The organism is Oceanobacter sp. 4_MG-2023 (assembly GCF_030689165.1).
Classification (GTDB): domain Bacteria; phylum Pseudomonadota; class Gammaproteobacteria; order Pseudomonadales; family Oceanobacteraceae; genus Oceanobacter.
Genome location: NZ_JAUYVV010000003.1, coordinates 77,783 through 99,342 on the forward strand (window position 1 = coordinate 77,783; position 21,560 = coordinate 99,342).

The 21,560-nt window shown below is 54.8% G+C and carries 21 protein-coding genes; 11 read left to right on the forward strand and 10 right to left on the reverse strand.

All coding sequences use genetic code 11. The annotated features are described in order from the left end of the window. Positions 1-136 precede the first annotated feature (136 nt). Entirely contained in the window at positions 137-1,483 is a 1,347-nt protein-coding gene (locus Q8W24_RS03495) for a TolC family outer membrane protein (RefSeq protein ID WP_303431315.1), read from the forward strand. A 122-nt stretch (positions 1,484-1,605) separates the two neighbouring features. Here the strand turns inward: Q8W24_RS03495 and glmU are convergent, their stop codons facing one another. Both glmU and Q8W24_RS03505 read right to left on the reverse strand, forming a co-directional pair. Beyond that, positions 1,606-3,009, reverse strand: coding sequence for a bifunctional UDP-N-acetylglucosamine diphosphorylase/glucosamine-1-phosphate N-acetyltransferase GlmU (gene glmU, locus Q8W24_RS03500; RefSeq protein WP_305474411.1), 1,404 nt, complete (start codon positions 3,007-3,009; stop codon positions 1,606-1,608). Between the two features lie 187 nt (positions 3,010-3,196). Continuing rightward, on the reverse strand, positions 3,197-4,171 hold the full coding sequence (locus Q8W24_RS03505) for a metal ABC transporter solute-binding protein, Zn/Mn family (RefSeq protein WP_303431313.1): 975 nt from the start codon (positions 4,169-4,171) through the stop codon (positions 3,197-3,199). Positions 4,172-4,228: 57 nt separating this feature from the next. Between Q8W24_RS03505 and Q8W24_RS03510 the strand changes: the two genes are divergently transcribed. Genes Q8W24_RS03510 through znuB form a run of 3 tightly spaced genes read left to right on the forward strand, consistent with a single transcriptional unit; the run spans position 4,229 to position 6,286 of the window. Continuing rightward, positions 4,229-4,732, forward strand: coding sequence for a Fur family transcriptional regulator (locus Q8W24_RS03510; protein ID WP_303431312.1), 504 nt, complete (start codon positions 4,229-4,231; stop codon positions 4,730-4,732). Continuing rightward, a complete protein-coding gene (locus Q8W24_RS03515) occupies positions 4,725-5,492 on the forward strand; it encodes an ATP-binding cassette domain-containing protein (RefSeq protein WP_305413650.1) in 768 nt (255 codons plus the stop codon). The genes Q8W24_RS03510 and Q8W24_RS03515 overlap by 8 nt, the downstream gene beginning before the upstream one ends. After that, on the forward strand, positions 5,489-6,286 hold the full coding sequence (gene znuB, locus Q8W24_RS03520) for a zinc ABC transporter permease subunit ZnuB (protein WP_305474413.1): 798 nt from the start codon (positions 5,489-5,491) through the stop codon (positions 6,284-6,286). Before Q8W24_RS03515 ends, znuB begins: the two co-directional genes overlap by 4 nt. A 56-nt stretch (positions 6,287-6,342) precedes the next feature. Here the strand turns inward: znuB and Q8W24_RS03525 are convergent, their stop codons facing one another. Beyond that, positions 6,343-6,981 carry an SCO family protein gene (locus tag Q8W24_RS03525; RefSeq protein ID WP_305474415.1) on the reverse strand — a complete coding sequence of 213 codons (639 nt, stop codon included), beginning with the start codon at positions 6,979-6,981 and terminating at the stop codon, positions 6,343-6,345. Positions 6,982-7,019: 38 nt separating this feature from the next. On the opposite strand from Q8W24_RS03525, the gene Q8W24_RS03530 reads away from it, so the two are divergent. Further along, positions 7,020-8,438, forward strand: coding sequence for an MATE family efflux transporter (locus tag Q8W24_RS03530; protein ID WP_305474417.1), 1,419 nt, complete (start codon positions 7,020-7,022; stop codon positions 8,436-8,438). 97 nt (positions 8,439-8,535) lie between these two features. Beyond that, positions 8,536-9,126, forward strand: coding sequence for a hypothetical protein (locus tag Q8W24_RS03535; protein ID WP_303431307.1), 591 nt, complete (start codon positions 8,536-8,538; stop codon positions 9,124-9,126). Here the strand turns inward: Q8W24_RS03535 and Q8W24_RS03540 are convergent. Continuing rightward, on the reverse strand, positions 9,123-10,040 hold the full coding sequence (locus Q8W24_RS03540; protein ID WP_305474419.1) for a LysR family transcriptional regulator: 918 nt from the start codon (positions 10,038-10,040) through the stop codon (positions 9,123-9,125). The genes Q8W24_RS03535 and Q8W24_RS03540 overlap by 4 nt on opposite strands. Before the next feature lie 181 nt (positions 10,041-10,221). Between Q8W24_RS03540 and Q8W24_RS03545 the strand changes: the two genes are divergently transcribed. Together Q8W24_RS03545 and Q8W24_RS03550 are read left to right on the forward strand one after the other, a co-directional pair. Continuing rightward, positions 10,222-10,761 carry a cytochrome b gene (locus Q8W24_RS03545; protein ID WP_303431305.1) on the forward strand — a complete coding sequence of 180 codons (540 nt, stop codon included), beginning with the start codon at positions 10,222-10,224 and terminating at the stop codon, positions 10,759-10,761. A gap of 77 nt (positions 10,762-10,838) precedes the next feature. After that, positions 10,839-11,408: a YceI family protein gene (locus Q8W24_RS03550; RefSeq protein ID WP_303431304.1), complete on the forward strand. Its 570-nt coding sequence runs from the start codon at positions 10,839-10,841 to the stop codon at positions 11,406-11,408. Between the two features lie 43 nt (positions 11,409-11,451). Here Q8W24_RS03550 and Q8W24_RS03555 read toward each other — a convergent pair whose 3' ends face one another. From Q8W24_RS03555 to Q8W24_RS03580, 6 genes are all read right to left on the reverse strand, one after another. Further along, positions 11,452-12,519, reverse strand: a complete 1,068-nt coding sequence (locus Q8W24_RS03555; protein WP_305474420.1) for a hypothetical protein — start codon at positions 12,517-12,519, stop codon at positions 11,452-11,454. A gap of 3 nt (positions 12,520-12,522) precedes the next feature. Further along, positions 12,523-13,155, reverse strand: a complete 633-nt coding sequence (locus Q8W24_RS03560) for a penicillin-binding protein activator LpoB (RefSeq protein ID WP_303431301.1) — start codon at positions 13,153-13,155, stop codon at positions 12,523-12,525. Positions 13,156-13,234: 79 nt separating this feature from the next. Continuing rightward, the gene (locus tag Q8W24_RS03565; RefSeq protein ID WP_303431299.1) at positions 13,235-14,920 is read right to left on the reverse strand and encodes a hypothetical protein; all 1,686 of its coding nucleotides are present in this window, start codon (positions 14,918-14,920) and stop codon (positions 13,235-13,237) included. A 126-nt stretch (positions 14,921-15,046) separates the two neighbouring features. Beyond that, positions 15,047-15,328, reverse strand: coding sequence for a YheV family putative zinc ribbon protein (locus tag Q8W24_RS03570; RefSeq protein ID WP_303431298.1), 282 nt, complete (start codon positions 15,326-15,328; stop codon positions 15,047-15,049). Continuing rightward, positions 15,328-17,403 (reverse strand): oligopeptidase A, encoded by a 2,076-nt coding sequence (prlC, locus tag Q8W24_RS03575; protein WP_303431297.1) that lies wholly within the window; start codon positions 17,401-17,403, stop codon positions 15,328-15,330. Before prlC ends, Q8W24_RS03570 begins: the two co-directional genes overlap by 1 nt. 151 nt (positions 17,404-17,554) lie before the next feature. Further along, the gene (locus Q8W24_RS03580) at positions 17,555-18,628 is read right to left on the reverse strand and encodes an alkene reductase (protein ID WP_305474422.1); all 1,074 of its coding nucleotides are present in this window, start codon (positions 18,626-18,628) and stop codon (positions 17,555-17,557) included. Between the two features lie 146 nt (positions 18,629-18,774). Here Q8W24_RS03580 and Q8W24_RS03585 point away from each other — a divergent pair, with 146 nt between their 5' ends. From Q8W24_RS03585 to arsS, 3 genes are all read left to right on the forward strand, one after another. Further along, positions 18,775-19,362 (forward strand): gamma carbonic anhydrase family protein, encoded by a 588-nt coding sequence (locus Q8W24_RS03585; RefSeq protein WP_305451430.1) that lies wholly within the window; start codon positions 18,775-18,777, stop codon positions 19,360-19,362. Between the two features lie 127 nt (positions 19,363-19,489). After that, complete coding sequence (locus tag Q8W24_RS03590) at positions 19,490-20,131, forward strand: LON peptidase substrate-binding domain-containing protein (protein WP_305474425.1); 642 nt, start codon at positions 19,490-19,492, stop codon at positions 20,129-20,131. Positions 20,132-20,589: 458 nt separating this feature from the next. Beyond that, positions 20,590-21,543, forward strand: a complete 954-nt coding sequence (gene arsS / locus Q8W24_RS03595) for an arsenosugar biosynthesis radical SAM (seleno)protein ArsS (protein WP_303431293.1) — start codon at positions 20,590-20,592, stop codon at positions 21,541-21,543. The last annotated feature ends 17 nt before the right edge of the window (positions 21,544-21,560 follow it).

Here is a 21,560-nt window from a genome sequence, read left to right on the forward strand (position 1 = left end):
ACTCAACAAGAATACTTAAGCTTCGCGGGAGGCACGCACTGTTCTGAACGCATGCACAATGCCAAGACAGCCCATCAGTTTTTTTCTGATAGACTCAATGGCAGTCTATTTTCCAGGATTCAGCAAAGGTTTTGTCATGAAAAAACTGCTTTCCATCTCAACCCTGGTACTTGTATCCAGTATCGCTACCGCGAGTGACCTTAGCACCATTTACCGCCAAGCGGCCAGCAACGACGCTGAAATCGCCGCTGCCAGAACAGAGCGGGAAGCAAATGGCTACAATGTGACGATTGCTCGTGGTGCCATTTTGCCACAAGCCCAGGCCAGCTATAGCTATACCCATTATGATGTCGAAGCTGAGAGTGCCAGCATCATCAGTATCATTAATAACAATGACTACTCGGTATCAACCAGCACCGCCGATTATGAACTGGGCGCGCTGCAGCTGTCCGCCTCCCAAACCCTGTTCAATCTCAACAGCTGGTACACCTATCAAGCTGCCAAAACCATAGACAGTAGCTACGAATCCCAACTGCAACTGGCGGAACAACAGTTGCTGCTCCGTACGGCACAGGCCTATTTCAATATATTGCGGGCAGCAGATAATCTCGAAACAGCCAAAGCAGAAGAACGTGCCGTCAAACGCTCACTGGAACAAACCCAGCAACGCTTTGATGTTGGCCTGATTGCCATTACCGATGTCCATGAAGCACAGGCGATTTATGACCTCACCTATGTCAACTTGCTGAGCCTGCAAGCCGCCCTGGATATCAGTTATGAGGCATTGGAAGTCCTGACCGGCCAACGCTACGATCAGGTTGCCAGCCTGCAGGATGACATCAGCATGCAAATGCCAGCCCCGGCAGATGTTTCCAGCTGGGTTGAATCCGGCCTGGAAAAATACGCGGGCATCCGTATGGCGATTGCGCAAAAAGAAGGGGTTCGCCTGCAACGTAACGCAACCCGCTCCAACCGTTTGCCAACCGTCGACCTCAGTGCCAGTTACACCATCTCGGACGTGGCACCCACTTACACCACCGATCCAACCGACTCAACCGTTGGCACCATTGGCCTGACCGTATCCATGCCGCTGTTTACCGGTGGTTCTCTGTACGCACAAAGCAAACAGTCGGCCAGCAATCTGGCAACCGCTGATTATCAGCTCGAGCAGCAACGTCGCGGTGTAAAACAGAATATCCGCAGCCTGTTTCGTCAGCTGCAGACCAGCGTGCAAAATATCGATGCCCGCAAACAATCCATTACCTCGGCTGAAAGTGCTCTGAAAGCCACAGAAACTGGCTACCAGGTAGGAACCCGTAATATCGTTGAAGTGCTGGATGCCCAAAAGAACCTGTTCAGCGCCCAACGCGACTACGCCAATGCCCGCTACGACTACATTATCAACCTGCTTAACCTGAAATTTTATGCCGGTACTCTGAGCGAACAGGATATCGATGTATTAAACAGCTGGCTGGAGAGCTAGCTCTGACAGGGCAAACGGGTCATACCGGTTCCTGTCATCCATATCCATAGCAGACAGACAATAAAAAGCCGGAACAACTTTCCGGCTTTTTATTGTCTGTCTTTTTTATCGTCGCACAGTAATCAGGACTTTTTCTGCGGCCGCTGCCAACCATCGATATTGCGCTGCTTGCCCCGTGCAATCGCCAATTGCTGATCAGTCACTTCCCTGACAATCACAGACCCGGCACCAATCGTGGTATTGGCACCGATCTCGACCGGTGCCACCAGGGCTGAATTGGAACCGATAAAGGCATTATCCCCGATACGCGTCGTTGCCTTGTTCACCCCATCGTAATTACAGGTAATGGTACCAGCACCGATATTCACACCGACGCCAACATCGGCATTACCGATATAACTGAGATGGTTGACCTTGGAGCCGGCTCCGATACGTGATTTTTTTACTTCGCAAAAATTGCCAACCTTGGCACCGTCGGCCAGCTCCGCTCCCGGCCGTAACCGGGCATAAGGACCAATGGCACATGTCTGCGCCACGGCCGCGTCATCGAGATGACAATAGGCCTCAACCTGGGTTGAGGCCGCCAACTGGCTGTTTCGTATCACACAATAAGGACCAATACTGACGCCGTCTCCCAGCACGACATCACCTTCAAAAATACACCCCACATCAATCGACACATCCTGGCCCACCGTCAGTGAACCCCGAATATCCAACCGTGCCGGGTCGGCCAGCGCCACCCCAAGCCGCATCAGCTCATCCGCTTGCTGTCGCTGAAACACCCGTTCGAGACCGGCCAGCTGCAAGCGATCATTCACCCCCTGCACCTCGTGCCCATATTGGGGATGAATCGCCCGTACCGCCGTACCTTCCGCCACCGCCAGCGCAACAATATCCGTTAAATAATACTCACCCTGCACATTGCTATCTGACAAGAGCGGCAACCAACGCTTCAGATGACTGGCTGCCACCGCCAGAATACCGGTATTCACTTCCCGGATAGTCCGTTGCTCTTGCGTCGCATCCTTGTGTTCGACAATCGCCTGAATATTGCCACTGTCATCCCGTACGATACGGCCATAACCCGTCGCATCCGCCAGCTCGATCGTCAGCAATGCCAACCCGCCGGTTTGTTCGGCCGATGCGTGAGTCTCCGCCAACAGAGCAGACAAGGTTGATGTGCTAATCAGCGGCACATCGCCATACAGCACCAGTACGACAGCGTCATCCGGCACTTCGGGCATCGCCTGGGCAACCGCATGGCCGGTACCTTGCTGCTGTGATTGCATGACCCAGCAAACATCTTGTGTCATCGCGGCCTGCACCTGTTCTGCCCCATGACCAATCACCACATACTGACGCGCACCGGCCAGTTGACTGGCACTGTCGAGCACATGCTGCAACATCGGCTTGCCAGCCAGCGGGTGTAACACTTTGGGTAAATCGGATTTCATCCGAGAACCCTTGCCTGCGGCCAGGGTAACAATTGCTAGCGGGAGATCGATCGAAGAAGAGGGCTGAGACATGATGAGTGCTCGCTTACCGGGTGGCTACCTGAATTAAGCATCATTCTAGCAGGTTGTTGCAGCGCGCTTCCAAAACGCAGTTGGCTGAATATCAAACCCGACGCTTCAAGCAAGGGTCATCCACGCAGGGAATTGCCGGGTCTGCGCCATAAGCCCAAACCCGGGGTAAAACAACGATCAGCCATGATTATTCATGGTGGTGATCGGATTCATGATGATGGTGGTGATCACTCGCTTCGTCTTCCGGATCATCCGGGCCCGGCGACGCCTTGTCGATCTCGGTTTCCCACTCCAGAACACCGGCCTTATCCATTGCGACCGCTTCCAGACAAGTCCTGGCGCGGTGTGCCATATCCATCAAGAGTGCAGGATAGGCATCGCTGGCAATCTCGACTTGCAGTCCCATCGGATCCAGTTCACCACGACCGACCGTAATGCCTTCAACAATACGATCCACCAAGGCCGGTGAGAATTCCGGTTCGCTGAAGACGCAGACCACCTCGCCACTCATTAACTGTGAACGCATGGTCTGCAAGGTGCGGATACCCGGCTTCTGTTCCGGGCTAAGGGTGAAATAACCCACCTGGTTCAAGCCCAGTGCCGCGACCCAATGGTCGTAAGCGCGATGAAAAACAAAAAAGCCACGCTGCCGCACAGGGGCCAACAGGGTTCGGCTTTCGGCCACCGCCAGATCGACGGCTGCCGCAAAAGTTGCCGAATCTCGCCCGACCTGCTCTGCCAGCTGCTGCTGCGCCAACTTCATAACGCTGGGCGACAGCCACCAGTGGGGGTCCTGAATCGGGCTGTCTTGCCCCAGTTCCGCCACGTTGATCCATATTTTGTCGGGCCAGCGGTTGGCAAAGCCTTTCAGGTACGGCTCAGTCACCGGCCCGGCCCACAGAATAATGTCAGCATTCTGGATCAGGTCGATATCCGAAGGGCGCAAGGCAAAATCATGGGGTGTCATCCCCGGAGGCACCAGCACATTCAGCCGCTCTGCCGGAACGACAGAAGCCGCGACCAGCGCCAGCGGGTGCACACTGGCCAACACGGATGGCATCCGGCTTTCGGATGTAAGGGCATCGTCCATATCTGCAGCGGCAAACGCTGGTGTGGAGGCGCCAAGAAGTACCAATAACAGTAAAAATATCACTTTGTTCATTGTGTCTCGTTCAGTCTTTCGTAATATTGCAACATTATAACCTAAGGTTGACCTTCCATGAGTCAGAATGTGTACCAACCCCACAATCATTCGCATTGTGTCGCCAATGCGCTGAGCCAGGCCCAATCCTTGTGCCATGACAAGGGAGCACGCCTGACCAAAGTCCGCCAACGGGTGCTGGAACTGATCTGGCAAAGCCATAAGCCGGTTGGTGCCTATGAACTGCTGCCAGCCCTCGCCAATGATGGCTTCAACTCTGCACCTCCGACGGTGTACCGGGCACTGGATTTCTTGCTCGATCTGGGACTGGTACACCGGCTGCATTCATTAAATGCCTATGTAGGCTGTAATCATCCGGGAGCCAATCACCCAGTGTGTTTTTTTATCTGTGAACACTGTGGCCAGGCCCAGGAGCTGCCCAACGACAAGCTGAATGCATTAACCCGACAAGTCGAACAGGTGCTGGGAGTGCAGGTGCACCACCAGTTGACCGAACTGACCGGCTTATGCCCGAGCTGTCAGCCAGCATCTGGGGAAACCACGGCCAATGATCATGCCTGATCGTCCTCTGCTATTAAAAGCGACTGGTTTGAATCTCAAGCGTCGTCATAAACAGGTGCTGACGGATATTTCCCTGGAGCTGCACGCCGGCGAGATTCTGACCCTGATCGGCCCTAATGGCTGTGGTAAATCGACCCTGATCCGTATTTTACTGGGGCTGGAGAAGGTCGACTCCGGCTCCGTTTGGCGTCGCAAGCCGCTGACGATTGGTTATATGCCACAGCATCTGCAACTGGAACCAAGGTTGCCTCTCACCGTACTCGGTTTTCTGCGTCTGGCTCGCAGCGCCCAGGACAGTGCCATTCATGGCTGGCTCAATCGCCTGGGTATTCAGCTCCTGGTCAATCAGGATATCCAGGACTTGTCCGGTGGCGAATGGCAGCGCGTCTTGCTGGCCCGGGCCCTGCTGCTGAAACCCGACCTGTTGGTACTGGATGAGCCTGTGCAAGGGGTCGACGTCCAGGGGCAGCATGAGCTCTACCGGCTGATCCCAACATTGCGTGACGAACTCGGCTGTGGGGTGCTGATGATTTCCCACGATTTGCATCTGGTCATGGCAGCGACGGATGAAGTGATCTGTATGAATGGCCATATTTGTTGTTCCGGCCATCCCGACCTGGTCTCCGTCAGTGATGCTTACCAACAACTGTTTGGCCAACGTACGGCGCCAATCGCTCACTACACCCATCACCATGACCACCAGCATTGCCTCGTTGGCCATACCGATGACGACCCAACAGCGGAAACCCGCCAGCCATGAATGCACTGATGATATCTTACTGGTGGTTAATGCCATTACTCAGCGGCTTGTTGCTCTCCTGCGTCACCGGGCCTCTGGGCAGCTTTGTTGTATGGCGACGCATGGCGTTTTTCGGCGACACCCTGGCCCATGGCGCGCTGCTGGGCATTACCCTGGGTGTGATTTCCGATATCAACCCGACCCTGGCCTTGCTGCTCAGCTCGGTGATACTGGCCTTGTTACTGTATCCGATGCAACGTATTGCCTCTCTGTCTTCGGATACGTTACTGGGGATTATTTCGCACAGCATGCTGGCCGTTGGACTCGTCGTTCTGAGTCTGGCCCAGGATGTGCGAGTGGATCTGATGGGTTATTTGTTTGGTGATCTACTGGCTGTCACCAGCACCGATACACTGATGGTAGCGATAGCGGCTGTAATCTGTATCGGCCTGATTATCTGGCAATGGCGCGGCTTGCTGGCAACGACTGTCAGCCCGGAGCTGGCCGCTATTGATGGCTACCCGGTGGCTCGACTGCAATTATTACTGATTCTGATGCTGGCGCTGGTGATTGCCCTGGCCATGAAAATTGTTGGCATTCTGCTGGTCAGCGCCATGCTGATTATTCCGCCAGCAGCAGCTCGCAGTTTATCCCGCACCCCTGAGCAGATGGCCCTGTTCGCCAGTCTGATCGGGTTGGTATCGGTACTGATGGGCATGTCGGCCTCGTTCTGGTGGGACACCCCCGCTGGCCCCAGTGTTGTCGTCGCGGCCACCCTGCTGTTTGTTGCCAGCACCGCCGTTAACCGGCGGTGAGGTTCCTTTCGTATCGTACTGTAACGTACTGTACCGGGCCAATATCCGCCATTTTGTTATCTATCAACAATAGCCGTCAAAATCGGGATTAAGCGGTCAGGCCGGAATGGCGGTTCGATATAGCCACGAAACTGCCAATCCGCATCGACCAGCATCAGGTTGGCCGAATGATCCATCAGATACGGTGCATCACCACGATCAACCCTGGCATAAAATCCGTTGATTTCCTGCGCCAGCAATGACAAGGCCTGGGGATTACCCGTCAGCCCTACAAACGCTGGATTAAAATATTGCAGGTAAGGTGCCAGACTGGCCGGCCGGTCGCGCTGAGGATCTACCGATACGAAGACCACTTCCAGATGCTGAAGCGTCTCGTCAGGCAATGCCTTCCACACCCGATTCAGGTCCGCTAATGTGGTCGGGCAAATATCCGGACAGAACGTATAGCCAAAAAACACCAGCTTCCAGCCAGAGGAGAAACTGCGCTGATCACGCCGCTCACCATGCTGGTCAATAAATTCGAAGTCTGAAACTGGACTGCCGCTCTGAAATAACATCATGTCACTGGTAGAACCCAATCGAGTAGCAGGGTCGGTCAGACGAGCTGCCAATGTGCCCACTACAGCCGATACAGCCAACACCACGAAGAGTAAGATAGCGCCGAGACGAGACGCTGAAGACACCCGGTTGTTCATTGTCATTCTCCTGTTTCTGAGTATTGAGTATATCAGTCATGTCATTGACACCTGCTGCCCCTGCGACTGGCTGGGCCGCGACACAAGGTCGCATTCTGACCATTGCCTGGCCAGTTATGTTAAGCAATATCACCGTCCCGTTACTGGGACTGGTCGACAGTGCCATTCTGGGGCATCTACCTGATGCAGCGTATCTTGGTGCGGTGTCGATTGGCGCTCAACTTTTTACACTGCTGTGCTGGAGCTTCGGTTTTCTGCGCATGGGCACAACAGCCCTGACAGCTCGCAGCCGCTCGGCCACAGAGCAGGTTGATGTGTTGGGGCATGCATTCTGGCTGGCCATCCCCCTGAGTGCCATTATTGGCCTGTGTGGCTGGTTGCTGTTACCTCTGGTGATTCCCTGGATGGGAGCCACTCCTGCCGTATCAGATGGCGCCCAGCTGTACCTCAGTATTCGGGTGATCTCGGTACCGGCTGTTTTTGCTCAATACGCTCTGCTGGGCTGGTTTATTGGTCGAGGCCAGACCCGCGTACCACTGATCATCATGACCATCACCAATCTGGCCAACGGCGGTCTCGACGCCCTGTTTGTCTATGGTATGGATATGACCACCGACGGCGTGGCTCTCGGTAGCGTGATGGCTGATTATATCGGTCTTGCCACCGGTCTCTGGTTTGTTTTGCGACAAACAAACAGTGCCGATCAACCCCTGCTCCTCCGGGCCAAACAGTATTGGCTCCAGCGCCCTTCCTGGCAGCAACTGCAACCCATGATCCGCATCAACCACCAGCTGTTTGTCCGTACCTTGACCCTATTATTGCTGTTTGCATTTTTTAACGCCCAGGGGGCACGTCAGGGAGAGCTGATTCTGGCGGCCAACAGCCTGATCATCACCTTACTGATGCTGATTTCCAATGCCCTCGATGGCATCGCTCACGCCGCAGAAAGCCTGACAGGGCAAACCCTGGCACAAGCGTCTGCCAGCCAAACCACACACAAGTCGCCCCCACCCAATCAGTCGCAGCAGGATCAGTCTGCCAATGTTCGTCGTATCATTCTGATTACCGGCGTCAATTCCGTATTACTCGCCGTATTGCTGAGCCTGCTTTTTGCCGCAGCAGGCAGCTGGTTATGGCCACTGCTCACTGATAATACGGCACTGCTGCCTCTGCTGGACGAGTATCAAATCTGGCTGGTCGGATTACCCCTAGCAGGCTTCTGGAGTTATTGGCTGGATGGTTTGTGTATCGGTGCCGGGGCCACTCATACCATGCGTAATGCCATGTTGGCTGCAGCCTTGCTGGTCTTTATGCCGCTCTGGTGGCTGACCACGGATCTGGGTAATACCGGCTTGTGGCTAAGTTTTTACGCCTTTCTGTTGGCCCGGGCGGTATTTGTGACCCGGTTCGCAATTCAGCTCTATCGCCAACCTGTCTCTTTCGCACCGGCCCACTAATCGACTGGCCAGTTTGCCAATCTTGGCTATACTTTTTTTATCAGCTCAATTTGAAATCAGTAAGTAATTGATTTTATTGATATAAAAAGAATCAGAGGTGAAAATGACACCCATGGCCCACCGCCTGCGAGAACAGCACAACCACCTGCCTGCATCGGAACTGGAAATGCGTATTACTGCCAACCTCAATAATCTGAGCCGTATTGTCCACCTCGCCAGCGAGGCCGCTGTCAGCCAACTATCCCAATACAGTATGGCTTACTGTGTTTACCAGCGCCTGATTCAGGACCAGCTTGAGCAACGGGCGCCACGTCTGTATCAGCGTATCGAACACAACTTGCCCTACCTGGATCGCTCGCTCCCGGCAAACACCTCTGCCAATATGGTCTCACTATGCCACGCCTATTTTACCCTGAGGATGCTGGAAGCCTGCAGCGATGCGTTTATTCATCACCATGGCCGACCCTTGCTGGATCATGACCCGTCAACCGCCAATATTGTGATTCATACGCTACTGGGGGACGATGCGCTCCGGATTGACGCACAAGTCGATGCCTTGACCTATTGCCCGGATCAGTTGGTGCGCCAATATCCTGCGATCGCCACAACCCGCTCAACCATCACCCGCATCTGCCAACCCTGGCCTTGTCTGTCGGCCAAACTAGGTACCCCGAGCCAGTTACTCTAGCGCGGGTGGCTGATCGCACGGGCTGCCATGAGCTGTAATCGCTCAACAATAAATTTCTGTAACGCCTGAATTCTGCCACTCCCACGCATATCCTTATGGTACACGAACCACATATACGACGGCTCCATTACAACGCCAAAGTCGACCTGCTGCAGTGACGCATCACGACTGCCTATCCGTTGCAAAGCCCCCACCGGGCCAATGCCCATCCCTGCCGACACCGCAGAGTGAATATCGGTAAAGCTGTTGCTCTCAAACACAATTTGCCGGCTATCCAGGGCTGCCAACAATTGCCGAATACCGGGAATATGCCGCTTGTTACCCGATGGCAACACCCATTGATGACGATTCACATCAGCCAGCGAGGCCGGCATGCCATAACGCTGGATATAACGGTCGGCGGCGTAGAATTCCATCTCAACCGGTAACAGTTTCCGTGCAATCAAATCCGGCTCTTGTGGCTGCTGCCCCATCCGGATCGCCACATGCACATCACCACTGGCCAGCGACATCTTATCGTCCGTTGCCACCAGCTGAACCCGGGTTTGTGGATACTGCTCGCGAAAGTCATGCAACAAGGGGGCAAAAAACAACGAAAAATCCGACACCGTTGAAATCCGCAACGTCCCTGGTGGCGATGCATCAAACGCCGTCAGACTCGTCTGCAGTCGCAGCATTTCATCAGCAACCGGTTGCATACGTTCCCGCATCAGTTGCCCGGCATCGGTGAGTCGATAGCCTCGCTGATGGCGGATAAACAGCTTTACCCCTAACTGCTGTTCCAGGCGTGAGAGGCGGCGCAGCACGGTCGAGTGATTCATCCCCAGTTGCTCCGCGGTTTGACTCAACGTCCCGACTTCCGCCACTCGATACGCAACGTATAAATCGTCCCAACTGAAGCTATCTTTTTGCACAGCTTATTACTCCCATCCCTTTAGTTCTGTGCATTTTTGCACAATAGTTGTCGAGTAATCGCTCTGTTTGGCGTATTCAATTGTACGTAATGTATAGCGTTATCATTTACCTTGAAAAATGGCGACATCAGCATTCCCTGATGCAGTGCCGAATCAACCCGAGCTGAACAGAGAACCTGCCATGATCCTAAATACCCCGAATCGCTACGGACTGGTTGCCATTGCCCTGCACTGGCTGATGGCGCTGGGAGTGATTGGCATGTTCGGGCTTGGCCTTTATATGGTTGAGCTGACCTATTACGACAACTGGTATCACGGCTCGCTGGAATTTCATAAAGCCGTGGGCGTGCTGTTGGCGCTGGTCTTTCTTGCCCGACTGATCTGGCGTCAGCTCAACACCGTCCCCACCGGTCTGGCGGACAAGGCCATTGCAAACAAAGCCGCCCATTGGATGCACTTGGGTTTGTATCTGGTGATGGCGGCGCTGTTTGTCAGCGGCTACCTGATTTCGACCGCCGATGGCCGGGCGGTGGACGTTTTTGGTCTGTTTTCTGTGCCCGCCACCCTCACAGACCGCGGCAGCCAGGAAGAAATTGCCGGACAGATTCATGAGCTGCTGGCGTGGTCACTGGCCGGCATGGTGGCGCTGCATGCCCTTGCAGCCCTGAAACATCATGTCATCAACAAGGACAACACCCTGAAACGCATGCTGCGGCCATAAGACCGTCAACATCCATACACGCGATTGAATACACCATTTAATGAACGACTGACGATCCCCGGATCAAGGACCCCTCTATGAAAAAACTGCTTATTGCTCTGTCCGTATCTGCCGCGGCCATGACCGCTACCGTCGCCAACGCGGCGGAGTACATTGTGGATACCAAGGGTGCCCATGCCTCCATCCAGTTCAAGGTCAAACACCTGGGTTACAGCTGGCTGACCGGCCGCTTTAATACCTTTGAAGGCAACTTCGACTGGGACAAAACCAAACCGGCGAATACCGAGATCGAAATCAAGATTGATACCGCTTCAATCGACTCCAACCATGCCGAGCGTGACAAACACCTGCGCAGCAAAGACTTCCTGTCTACCGACCAGTACCCCACAGCGTCGTTCAAAAGCACCGGTTATAAACCAACAGGGGCTGGCACTGGCGAACTGAGCGGTGATTTTAATTTCCATGGCGTCACCAAAAGCATTACCTTTCCAGTCAGCCAGGTTGGTGAAGGTGATGATCCATGGGGTGGCTACCGTGCCGGCTTCAGTGGCTCAACCACGATCATGCTGAAGGACTACAAAATGGATGGCCCGCTGGGGAATCTGCCCGTCGATCTGGAGCTGTATATCGAAGGTATTCGTCAGTAAGACAACGGGATACCGGCTCCTGTTGCAGGAGCCGGTATCTGTTTTAGCGCAACCGCTCCGCCAGGGTTTTGGCCAATTCCTGTTGCAACTGGTCGGCCACAGCACTCGCAGCCCCCTGCCAGGCCTTGGTTTCCAGCCCGGATACACCTCGCGCTGTGTCACTGAATGACGACAACACCCGGCTCTGACTATCCGCAATGGTGATACGCGCCTGCACAAAGGCATAAAAACGGCCGCCCTGCTGCCGCGAACTGCGTTCAGCACTGACCGCAAAAACCAGATCGGTATTACCCTGGGTCTGTACCCGCAAGCCCTGTGATGCCAGCGTTTCGATCAGTTCGCCCTGCATCAGGCGGGCATCGTCATTGTCAAAGGATATCCGTACCGTCAACTGATCCAGCAAGCTATAAACCCGTTGCTGCAAGGCTTGATGCTCTGCAGACAGTGCCGGGATCTGATGCTGGACACTGACCAGCCCGAGTTTGTCAGCAAAGGCCTGGCGCTCGGCTATCAGCTCCAATACCGGCAACATCACACGCAGCTGCTGCAAGGTATCGCCTTGCGGCGCAACATCGGTGTACTGGTCCAGCTGCTGTTCTATTTCCGACATCTGCTGGCGCAAACGGGCTGCTGCCGCGGTGCGATCCAGTTCTGCCAACGCGTAAGCATAACCACCCGCGACGGAGGCATCGGTAATCGTTACCTCGTCCAGCTGTACCTCGGCCACCTGACTGCGAGCGTATTGACTGACATTACGCTGCACCCGGGTTTCCTTGTCGCTGCCTGATGTTTCTGTCACCGTCGACGAAAAATCACCGCTGATTGTCACCCGTAACTGGCTGACCAGATCAACCCGCGCCAGCTCGCTGGCACGCTTGATGGCACTGACCGGGTCACCATACACCTCGATACTGCCAACCCCGTACGCCATCCCGGCAGCAGAAGGTGGCGTCAGTGCCCAGTCCGGCATGCCGCCTGGCCGCTGGCCGGTGCTGGTCTCCGCCAGGCTGTCTGTTGTTTGCCTGGGCGTGGAGGCACACGCCACCAGCAGCAGACAACAGCTTGCCGCCGCCAGGTTTTTGAAGATCGAGAGGCGTGTTTGATTAGTCATGAATTACAGCCCGAATGACGACTTTTTCTGATATTTCTGAATCTTCTTCTGACCATTCCAGACCTCGATATTGGACTCCATATCGATCAGTTTCAGATCCACCTGATAAAAAGTGACACGCTCTTTATCGGCCTGGTCCACGATCGAATTCAGCGTCCCGGACAGTGCATAATCTGCGGCTTTTTCTTGCCCTTGCGACTTGGCGTCCTTGGCATTCAGCTCCTGATCCGAACGTTCATCCCGTACCGATTCACGCTCTTCGCCACTCGCCACAAAACTGGCTTTACCGGAGCGGATAATGCTGCGCTTGATGTCGTTGATAAAGGTATCGACGGCAATATGCTCGTGGGATTTATTGCTGATACGCTGGATAATCACCGTCGGGTTGCGACCATGATCCATTTCAAATTCGGTCGCCCAGGGGAACGACACCATGTCGGTCACCATTTCTTCGGCCACCAGGCGAGAGTCGGTCGCATTCCAGCGATCACTCAAGGCGATCTCTTCGTTGCTGTCGACCCGCTTGACTTCGGTACTGCCACAACCACTCACTGTAGCCGTGGCAAGTACCACACAACCGAGTAACACCGTCCGTGGTGATGTGATCAACGGGGACGTGCGAAATCTACTAAACATGGTCATCCTCTCCCTTTTCGACAACTATTTGCCGGTCTGAATTGATCATCGGCGCACTGCCAACCATAACAGGCGCCGATTATTTGCTTGTTGATATATTCCCCAGAGACCGTACCTGCCACAAGGCAATCTCGCCCGCCTGTAATGTCATCCGGGTTTGATGACGGTCGACCACTCCAGGTTCCAGTGTCGACGTCAGTGTCAGTTCATTATCGCCAGCGGGCAGCATCACCCGGCGGATACGAATATCGTTGGGCAACAGCAACCAGCTGCGGGTTTCCGCGGCTTCGGTTAATTGCGCGGCCATTTTGCCAATAAACGACACCAGCCCCTGTGAATCCACACTGTCACCCACCGCCTGGGCCGAAACGGCTTTCAAGGCTGAACGCGCCAGTGCTTGCTGGATGTCTGCCGAAGAGTGCAGCAAGCGTTGCTGCAGTGCCAGCTGGGCTGGGCTGGCCGCCTTGTCCATCACCAACGACTGCTCCTGCCCGGAAGTGTTCACCGTCAAGGTAGAGCCTCCCAATGGCGTGATACGTCGATAGTAAGGCACAGTTACCCGTAACGAAGAACCAATCGCCTTGTCGAGACCGAGGCTTTCCAGCTGTTGCCAGGCCGGCCCGAGCAATATGGTTTTGGTAAACGGGCTAAAGCTGAAACCATACTGCGTGCCATCCAGATACGCCGTCAGGATGTTGTAAACACCCTTGTCGGAGTAGAGCAAATAGAACCAGGCCCAGGCATCCGAGTCATTGGCCAACAAATAGGGCTGCAGCTTGAGTGAACGGGTATACGGGTCGGCCCACATATTGACGTTGAGTTCTTCCAGCTCCGGGGCCAGCCCCTTGTGTTCAATCACGACCACCTGCGCCTGCTGCGGATCAAACTGCTCCAGCTGCTGACGCTGGGCCGAGGTCAGCTTGTCCTGTTTCAGGCGCGCCAGTTCAGAATCGTAGCCACCAGCCAGGGCCATCATCCGGGCACTATCCAGCCAGGCTTGCTGAGCCATGCCGTTACCCAGTCGATATTGTTTGGCGTAGCCCTGCTCATAGGTTTCCGCGGCACGCTGGTAGCTGATACGGGCATCATCGTACTCGCGATTCATTTCAAAACTGAGGCCGGTGAGGTAATGCGCCAACGCATCATCTCGATACGTGAGGTTATCTTCGTTGATCACACTGCCGGATAACGCACTGAATACGTCGTTCAGCAGCGCGAGCGTACCGCTGTCCTGTTCGGCTTGCTCGGCGTAACTGCCCTGCTGGTCTCGCATATCATTCAGTTTGAGAATCAAGCGCCGCGCTTCAACCCGGGCACCATCCAGAGCATCCAGGCGTTCATTACGACCTTCCTGCCCAGCGGCCAACGCCAGATAGTTCAGTGCCTTGAAATAATTGATCAACAGTTTTTCGTGGGGTTGGCCAGCGTAGTCCGCCTGCCGGGCATTACTGAACATTGCCAGTGTGCTGTTTACCAGGCTGGTGGTTTCCAGCTGTTCACTGATACGTTCAGCCTGTTCGAAGGCCTGATTGCTGCCGCGATAATCGGCATTCAGGTGGCGGATCACGCCAAGTTCGAGGTAATAGAGCAAGCGGTCGCTGCCGCCAGGAGAAAGCGCCTGCTTGAGCTGCGCTTCTGACGCAGCAAAATTGCCTTGCTTGACGTCTTCCAATACTGCGCCCAGACCGGCCCCATACGTGGCGCAGCCTTGCAGCAACAGCAAGAATAATATCGGCAATATATTGCGCACCTGCCACTTGATCACAACAAACGACTCCGTGTTGGAAGATGGCCAGTCTAACCATCCCGATCGCCGTGACCAAGTTTAAAATGCGTTTCCTTACGTATACACACAGACCCGAGGCTCATTGCCAGCTCCCGGGTACAGAACTCAGGGGTCGGGGGTCAGACCGATAATTTTGAGCGGCTGCTCTTCATCATCCAGCAGTGCCTTGCCATCCAGCGGCGAGACCCGGGTGGTCAGCTCGGTCGCCAGGTTGTTCTGTTCATCTTCCAGCACCTGTTCCGAAGTGGTTTGGGTATAGCCACAGCTGACACATTCGCGGACTTCTTCACCGGCTTCATTGGTGAACATCACCAGCCGGTCCATTTCAGCACATTTGGGGCATACCGCCCCGGCAATAAAGCGGCGTGGACGTCGAATTGCAGTCATCAGGCAATCTCTTCTTCAGTAGCGGATTGTGACAGGTCGATACCACAGTGACGCAGCAAGGGTTCAACCGATGGCGCCCGGCCCCGGAAGTTCTCGAACAACTGCGCCGCTGTGCGACTGCCGCCCTGGCTGAGAATTTCATCAAGAAAACTCAAGCCGGTGTGTTTATTAAAGATCCCTTCTTCTTCGAAGCGGGAAAAGGCGTCGGCACTTAATACTTCCGCCCATTTGTAGGAGTAATACCCGGCGGCATAACCACCGGCAAAAATATGGGTAAAGCCATGCTGGAAACGACTGAACGGCACGGTTGGTACCACGGTAACCTGGCGACGCACATCGTCCAGTAACGCCTGGACATCGGCACCCTGCTCACGAAATTCGTGGTGCAAACGGAAATCAAACAAGGCAAATTCAATTTGCCGCATGGTGCCCATGGCGCTCTGGAAGTTTTTGGCAGCCAATAATTTATCGAGCAATGCTTTTGGCAATGGCTCACCGGTTTGATAGTGTCCGGAAATAAACGCCAGCGCCTCTGGCTCGTAACACCAGTTCTCCAGAAACTGGCTCGGCAGCTCCACGGCATCCCAGGCAACCCCGGAAATACCACTCACCGCCGCCACATCCATACGCGTCAGCATATGGTGCAAGCCATGACCAAATTCGTGGAACAGCGTGGTCAGTTCATCATGGGTCAACAACGCCGGTTGCTCGCCCACTGGCGGAGTAAAGTTACACACCAGATACGCCACCGGCAATTGCAGCCCGGTACTGGTATGACGCCGGGTACGGCAGACATCCATCCAGGCACCGCCGCGTTTTTTCGCCCGGGCGTACAGATCCAGATAAAAAGACGCCAGATGCTGGCCGTCTTTATGAATCTCAAAAAAGCGGACATCCGGGTGGTAACGGTCAAACGTCTGCTGTTCCACAAACTCCAGCTCGAACAGCCGGGAGACGGTTTCAAACATGCCTTTGATGACAGTATCAACCGGCAGATAAGGACGAATATCTTCCTGCGACAAGGCATAACGCTGCTGCCGCAGTTTCTCGGCGTAGTAACCAACATCCCAGGGTTGCAAGTCATCGGCGCCGTATTCTTCCAGCGCAAACTGCTTCAGCTCGGCAATTTCACGCTCCGCCTGAGGCTTGGCTTTTTGCGCCAGATCGTTCAGGAATTCCAGCACCTGATCCGGAGTGTCAGCCATTTTGCTGGCCAGCGACAACGCCGCGTAGCTTTCATAACCCAATAATTGGGCCTGCTCATAACGCAGTTGCAGGATTTCCAGCATCAGGGCGGAGTTATCAAACTCACCTGCATTTGGGCCCACATCGGATGCCCGCGTGACGTTGGCGGTGTACACCTCACGGCGCAACTCACGATTGTCGGCGTAGGTCAGCACCGGGTAAAACGAAGGAAAATCCAGTGTGATCAGATAACCTTCCAGTTCTTTCTGCTGCGCCAGTTGCGCCAGCAATGACTTGGCACTATCCGGCAGCCCGGCCAGCTCGGCCTCATCCGTAATCTGTTTATGCCAGGCGTGGGTGGCATCCAGAACGTTCTCGCTGAACTTGCTGGTGATTTCCGACAAGCGCTGGCTGATAGCACCAAAACGCTGTTTTTTCTCGGCGGGCAAATCGACACCCGCCAGGTGAAAATCCCGCAATTCGTTATTGATGGTGGTTTGCTGCTGGACACTCAAGGTGGCAAATTCGTCCGACGCTTGCAGCGCTTTGTAGGCATTACACAGTTCTGCATTCTGGCCGACTTCGGTGCTGTACTGACTCAATAATGGCAGGCAGGCGTTATAGGCTTCCCGCAGTTCATCCGAGTTATTCACGCCATTCAAATGACCCACCGGCGACCAGGCCTTGCTCAGTTCGTCATCCCACTGCTCCAGTGGTGCCACCAGGGTGTCCCAACCGGGGGTTTCACCCGATGTCTTGAGGTCGGCCAGCAATTGCGCCATGCGCTCACGATTGCGGTTCAGCAGGAATTCAATAGCAGGCTGTACATGCTCAGGCTGAATCGCCGAAAACGCAGGCAACAGCGAATCTTCAAGCAAAGGATTGGTCATGAATAGTCATCCGTAATCGAGAGGGCAATACACAGAGTATTTGGGGCAAGTAGCCACAATTCAAGCAGAATCCTGTAACGATATATTTTGGCTATGAAGACAATCGCCCTGCAACCACGTCAAGCGACGCTGGCCGCAGGGCAATGACCGCTCAGGCATCCATTGATGGATAGTCGGTATAACCCTCTGCCCCTGAGGTGTAAAAAGTGTCCGGATTCGGTGTATTCAGTGCCGCACCGGCTTTGACCCGGGCTGGTAAATCCGGGTTGGCCAGCAAACCGGTACCAAAGGCCACGGCATCAGCGTGACGGGCACTGAGGGCTGCCGCCGCTTCTTCCGGGCTGTAGCCCATGTTGACGATCAAGGAGCCGTTGTAATACTCACGAGCCACGGGCACGACGTCGGCGCTTTGAATACCAAAAAAATCCGCCCGCATAACGTGTAAATACGCCAGCTGGTAGCGGTTCAGCCCAGTCGCCAGATATTGCATCCAGCCCAGCGGGTCACTGTCACGCATGCTGTTAAAACTGTTTAGTGGCGACAAGCGCAATCCCACTCGACCACTGCCGATTTCTGCGGTGACAGCATCCAGAACGTCGAACAACAGCCGAGCCCGGTTTGCCAATGAGCCGCCATACGCATCCGTTCTCTGGTTCGAACTGTCCCGCAGAAACTGATCTATCAGATAGCCATTGGCACCGTGTACCTCCACACCATCAAAACCCGCACGGATGGCATTGGCTGCCGCCCGCCGGAAGTCTTGCACAATATCGGCAATCTCAGTGGTGGTTAATGCTCGGGGCACGGTATAGGGTTGCTTGCCTTCCGGGGTATGCACCTCGTCTTCGATTGCAATGGCACTCGCCGACACGGCTTCTTTACCATGATTGAGCAAAGGATGAGCAGCACGACCCGCGTGCCAGATCTGCATAAACACCTTGCCGCCACGGGCATGTACGGCATCAGCCGTTTGCTTCCAGGCATCCACTTGCTCGGCAGCATACACGCCGGGGTCATTCCCAAACGCCGACGTTCCTTCCGTGACCATCGTGCATTCTGTAATCACCAGACCAGCACTGGCCCGTTGTCCATAATATTCCGCCATTAATGCATTCGGCAGATGACCTACAGCCCGGCAACGGGTCAGTGGTGCCATCACAAAACGGTTAGCCAACTCAATGTCACCCAGTGACACTGGCGTAAACAACACATCCAGATTCGACATAAACAAGACCTCTAGAGAATGGTGGGGAAGCGCTAATATAAGTACAGTAAAGACGTGTTTCACCCACCCGACCCGAGACACATTGTTGCACCAGAAGACCAACAGGCCACTATAAAGCTATTATTGTTTCTGCCTGGCAACACCGCATGCATAACAGACAAGCCACCACACAGGAGTACACCACGATGAACAGCGTCCGCCGTTTTCAGGGCCAAACCCCAGACTTGGGCCAACGGGTTTTTGTTGACCGCAGCGCCGTCGTTATTGGCGACGTGCAACTGGGCGACGACAGCTCGGTCTGGCCACTGGCGGTGATTCGTGGCGATATGCACCATATTCGCATCGGCGCCCGCACCAGTGTGCAGGATGGCTCAGTGCTCCACATCACCCACGCCAGCGATTACAACCCCGGCGGCTACCCGCTGATCATTGGTGACGACGTCACCATCGGCCACCAGGCCATGCTGCACGGCTGTACCATCGGCAATCGCGTGCTGGTCGGTATGAAAGCCATGATCATGGACGGCGCCATTGTCGAAGACGACGTGATTGTCGGCGCTGGCGCGACCGTCACTCCGGGCAAGGTCCTCAAAAGCGGCTGGGTTTATATGGGAACACCGGCCAAACCGGTACGGGAAATCACCGCCAAGGAACGCAGCTTCTTTACCTACGGTGCCGGTAACTACGTCAAACTGAAAGACAAACACCTGGCTGAGGGGTACGACCAGCCTTGAACCTCGCGGCGGGTGCCTGCTGCCCGCCGTAACAATCTTTCATCGTCCAACCGCAGTCATCAGGGTATAACAGACCAATCTGACCAGCGTTATACGGGCACACGCCCGTCCGTTCCGGAGACCATTTATGACCGATATCTGTATCTTCCCCATCCCGGACTGCGTGACCTTCCCTGGCACCGTCTTCCCCTTACATGTGTTCGAACCCCGTTATCGCAAGATGATCCAGCACTGTCTTGATACCCAGACACCGGTTGCTATCTGCCATACCCAAAAGCTGCTCAGCCCGGCCAAGCCCAATCAGGATCCGCACACTGCGCTGCACTCCAACCAGGCGACTTACAAGCCTTACCCGATATTTTCGGCAGGTCAGCCAGAGTTGCTCAAGGCCCTCGATGATGGCCGTTTGCTGCTTAATATTCATATTCGCCAACGCTACCGGGCTATCGCGGAAAAACAGACGCTGCCTTATATGGTCTACGACTGCGAACCCTTCCTGGACCTCGAGGCCGACCCGGACGATCACGACTACCACGAGGAACTCAAGCAGCGGATTCTCAAACGGCTGGATATCCTGGCTTTCCGCCAACCGGAATTCCAGGCGGTGTACCAGGCCCACGACTGGCAAACCAAACCGGTCAACGAGTTCAGTTTCCAACTGTTTGGACTGATTGCTTTTGATGCGGACACCCAGCAACAACTGCTGGCAATGGATACCATTACCGACCGGCTCGAGCGTGCATTGGAACTGCTGCTAGGCATTGACTGATTTGGCGATTGGCAGCGTCGCCCAATCGCTCTTTGATTGGGCCGCCAGGGAATTATTTTCTGCTCCCCCCCTCTATCCACACAGACTGTTTACACCGCCCGTTCACATCACCGGAGTCATTGCCTTGTCCATAAAGCGATTATTTGGCTGGGCAGAGTCCTGAGGACATCTATTTAATCCGGTGCTCACTCTGGGCTACCGGATGATTTCGAATCACGAAGCCGACTTGCACCACACTCATCCCACTTACCCCACAAAGGCGCCAACCTGAACCGTAACCCCCTGTGACACCCCAGGCTGCAGGCCGATATTCTGCTCCCGGGGCTTGTCCGTCGTTTGGTTGCGCATAAACAGTCGCAAAAAAATCTCTTTATTTGTAAGCAATCGCGCCGAGCAGCGACCACACTTATAAATAACAACCGATTAACGCCGCTTGATTACCCAAAACCGGAGCCTTTATGCACGCGACACTCCCCTTGCTGGAAGTGACTGACTTCCCTGCCCTGCAACGCCAACCGCTGGAAATATTGCAGGTCAATCTGGGCTATCGCTGCAATCTCAGCTGCCTGCACTGTCACGTTAACGCCGGGCCAAACCGCACCGAAATGATGGACCGAGAGACCATCGACCTGATCGTACCGATACTAAAAGCCCGTCAGATTCACACCCTCGACCTGACTGGTGGCGCACCGGAATTACACGATGATTTCCGTTATCTGGTCAGCCAGGCCACTGCCGCTGGCGTCAAGGTCATCGACCGCTGCAACCTCACCGTATTATGCGAACCCGGGCAAGAACAACTGGCTCAATTTCTCGCCGAACACCGCGTCGAGATTGTCGCCTCCATGCCCTGCTACTCGGTGAAAAATGTCGACCAGCAACGGGGGAATGGCGTCTTCGATAAAAGCATCACCGGACTACGACTGTTGAACGAACTGGGCTACGGCAAAGCCAACAGTGGCCTGACCCTGAACCTGGTATTTAACCCTCAGGGCCCAGTATTGCCGCCCAATCAACAAGCCCTCGAAGCCGACTATCGCCGCGAGCTGAAACAACACTTTGATATCGAATTCAACCAACTGTTTGTGCTCGCCAATATGCCCATCAAACGCTTTGGTTCCACGCTGATTTCCAAGGGTCAGTTTGCCGACTATATGCAGCTGCTGAAAAGCCACCATCAGGACGACAACCTCGCTGGCGTGATGTGCCGCACGACCGTCAGCGTCGACTGGCAGGGCAATCTGTTCGACTGCGACTTTAACCAACAACTTGAAATGCCGTTAGCCGACCATGCCACCCGACACCTGCGTGATTTGTTGACCCACGACCTGAACAACCAGCCGGTCGCCGTGGCCGACCATTGTTACGGTTGTACCGCAGGCCAAGGCAGCAGCTGTGGCGGCGCACTTTAGCCCAACCTGGAGAACCC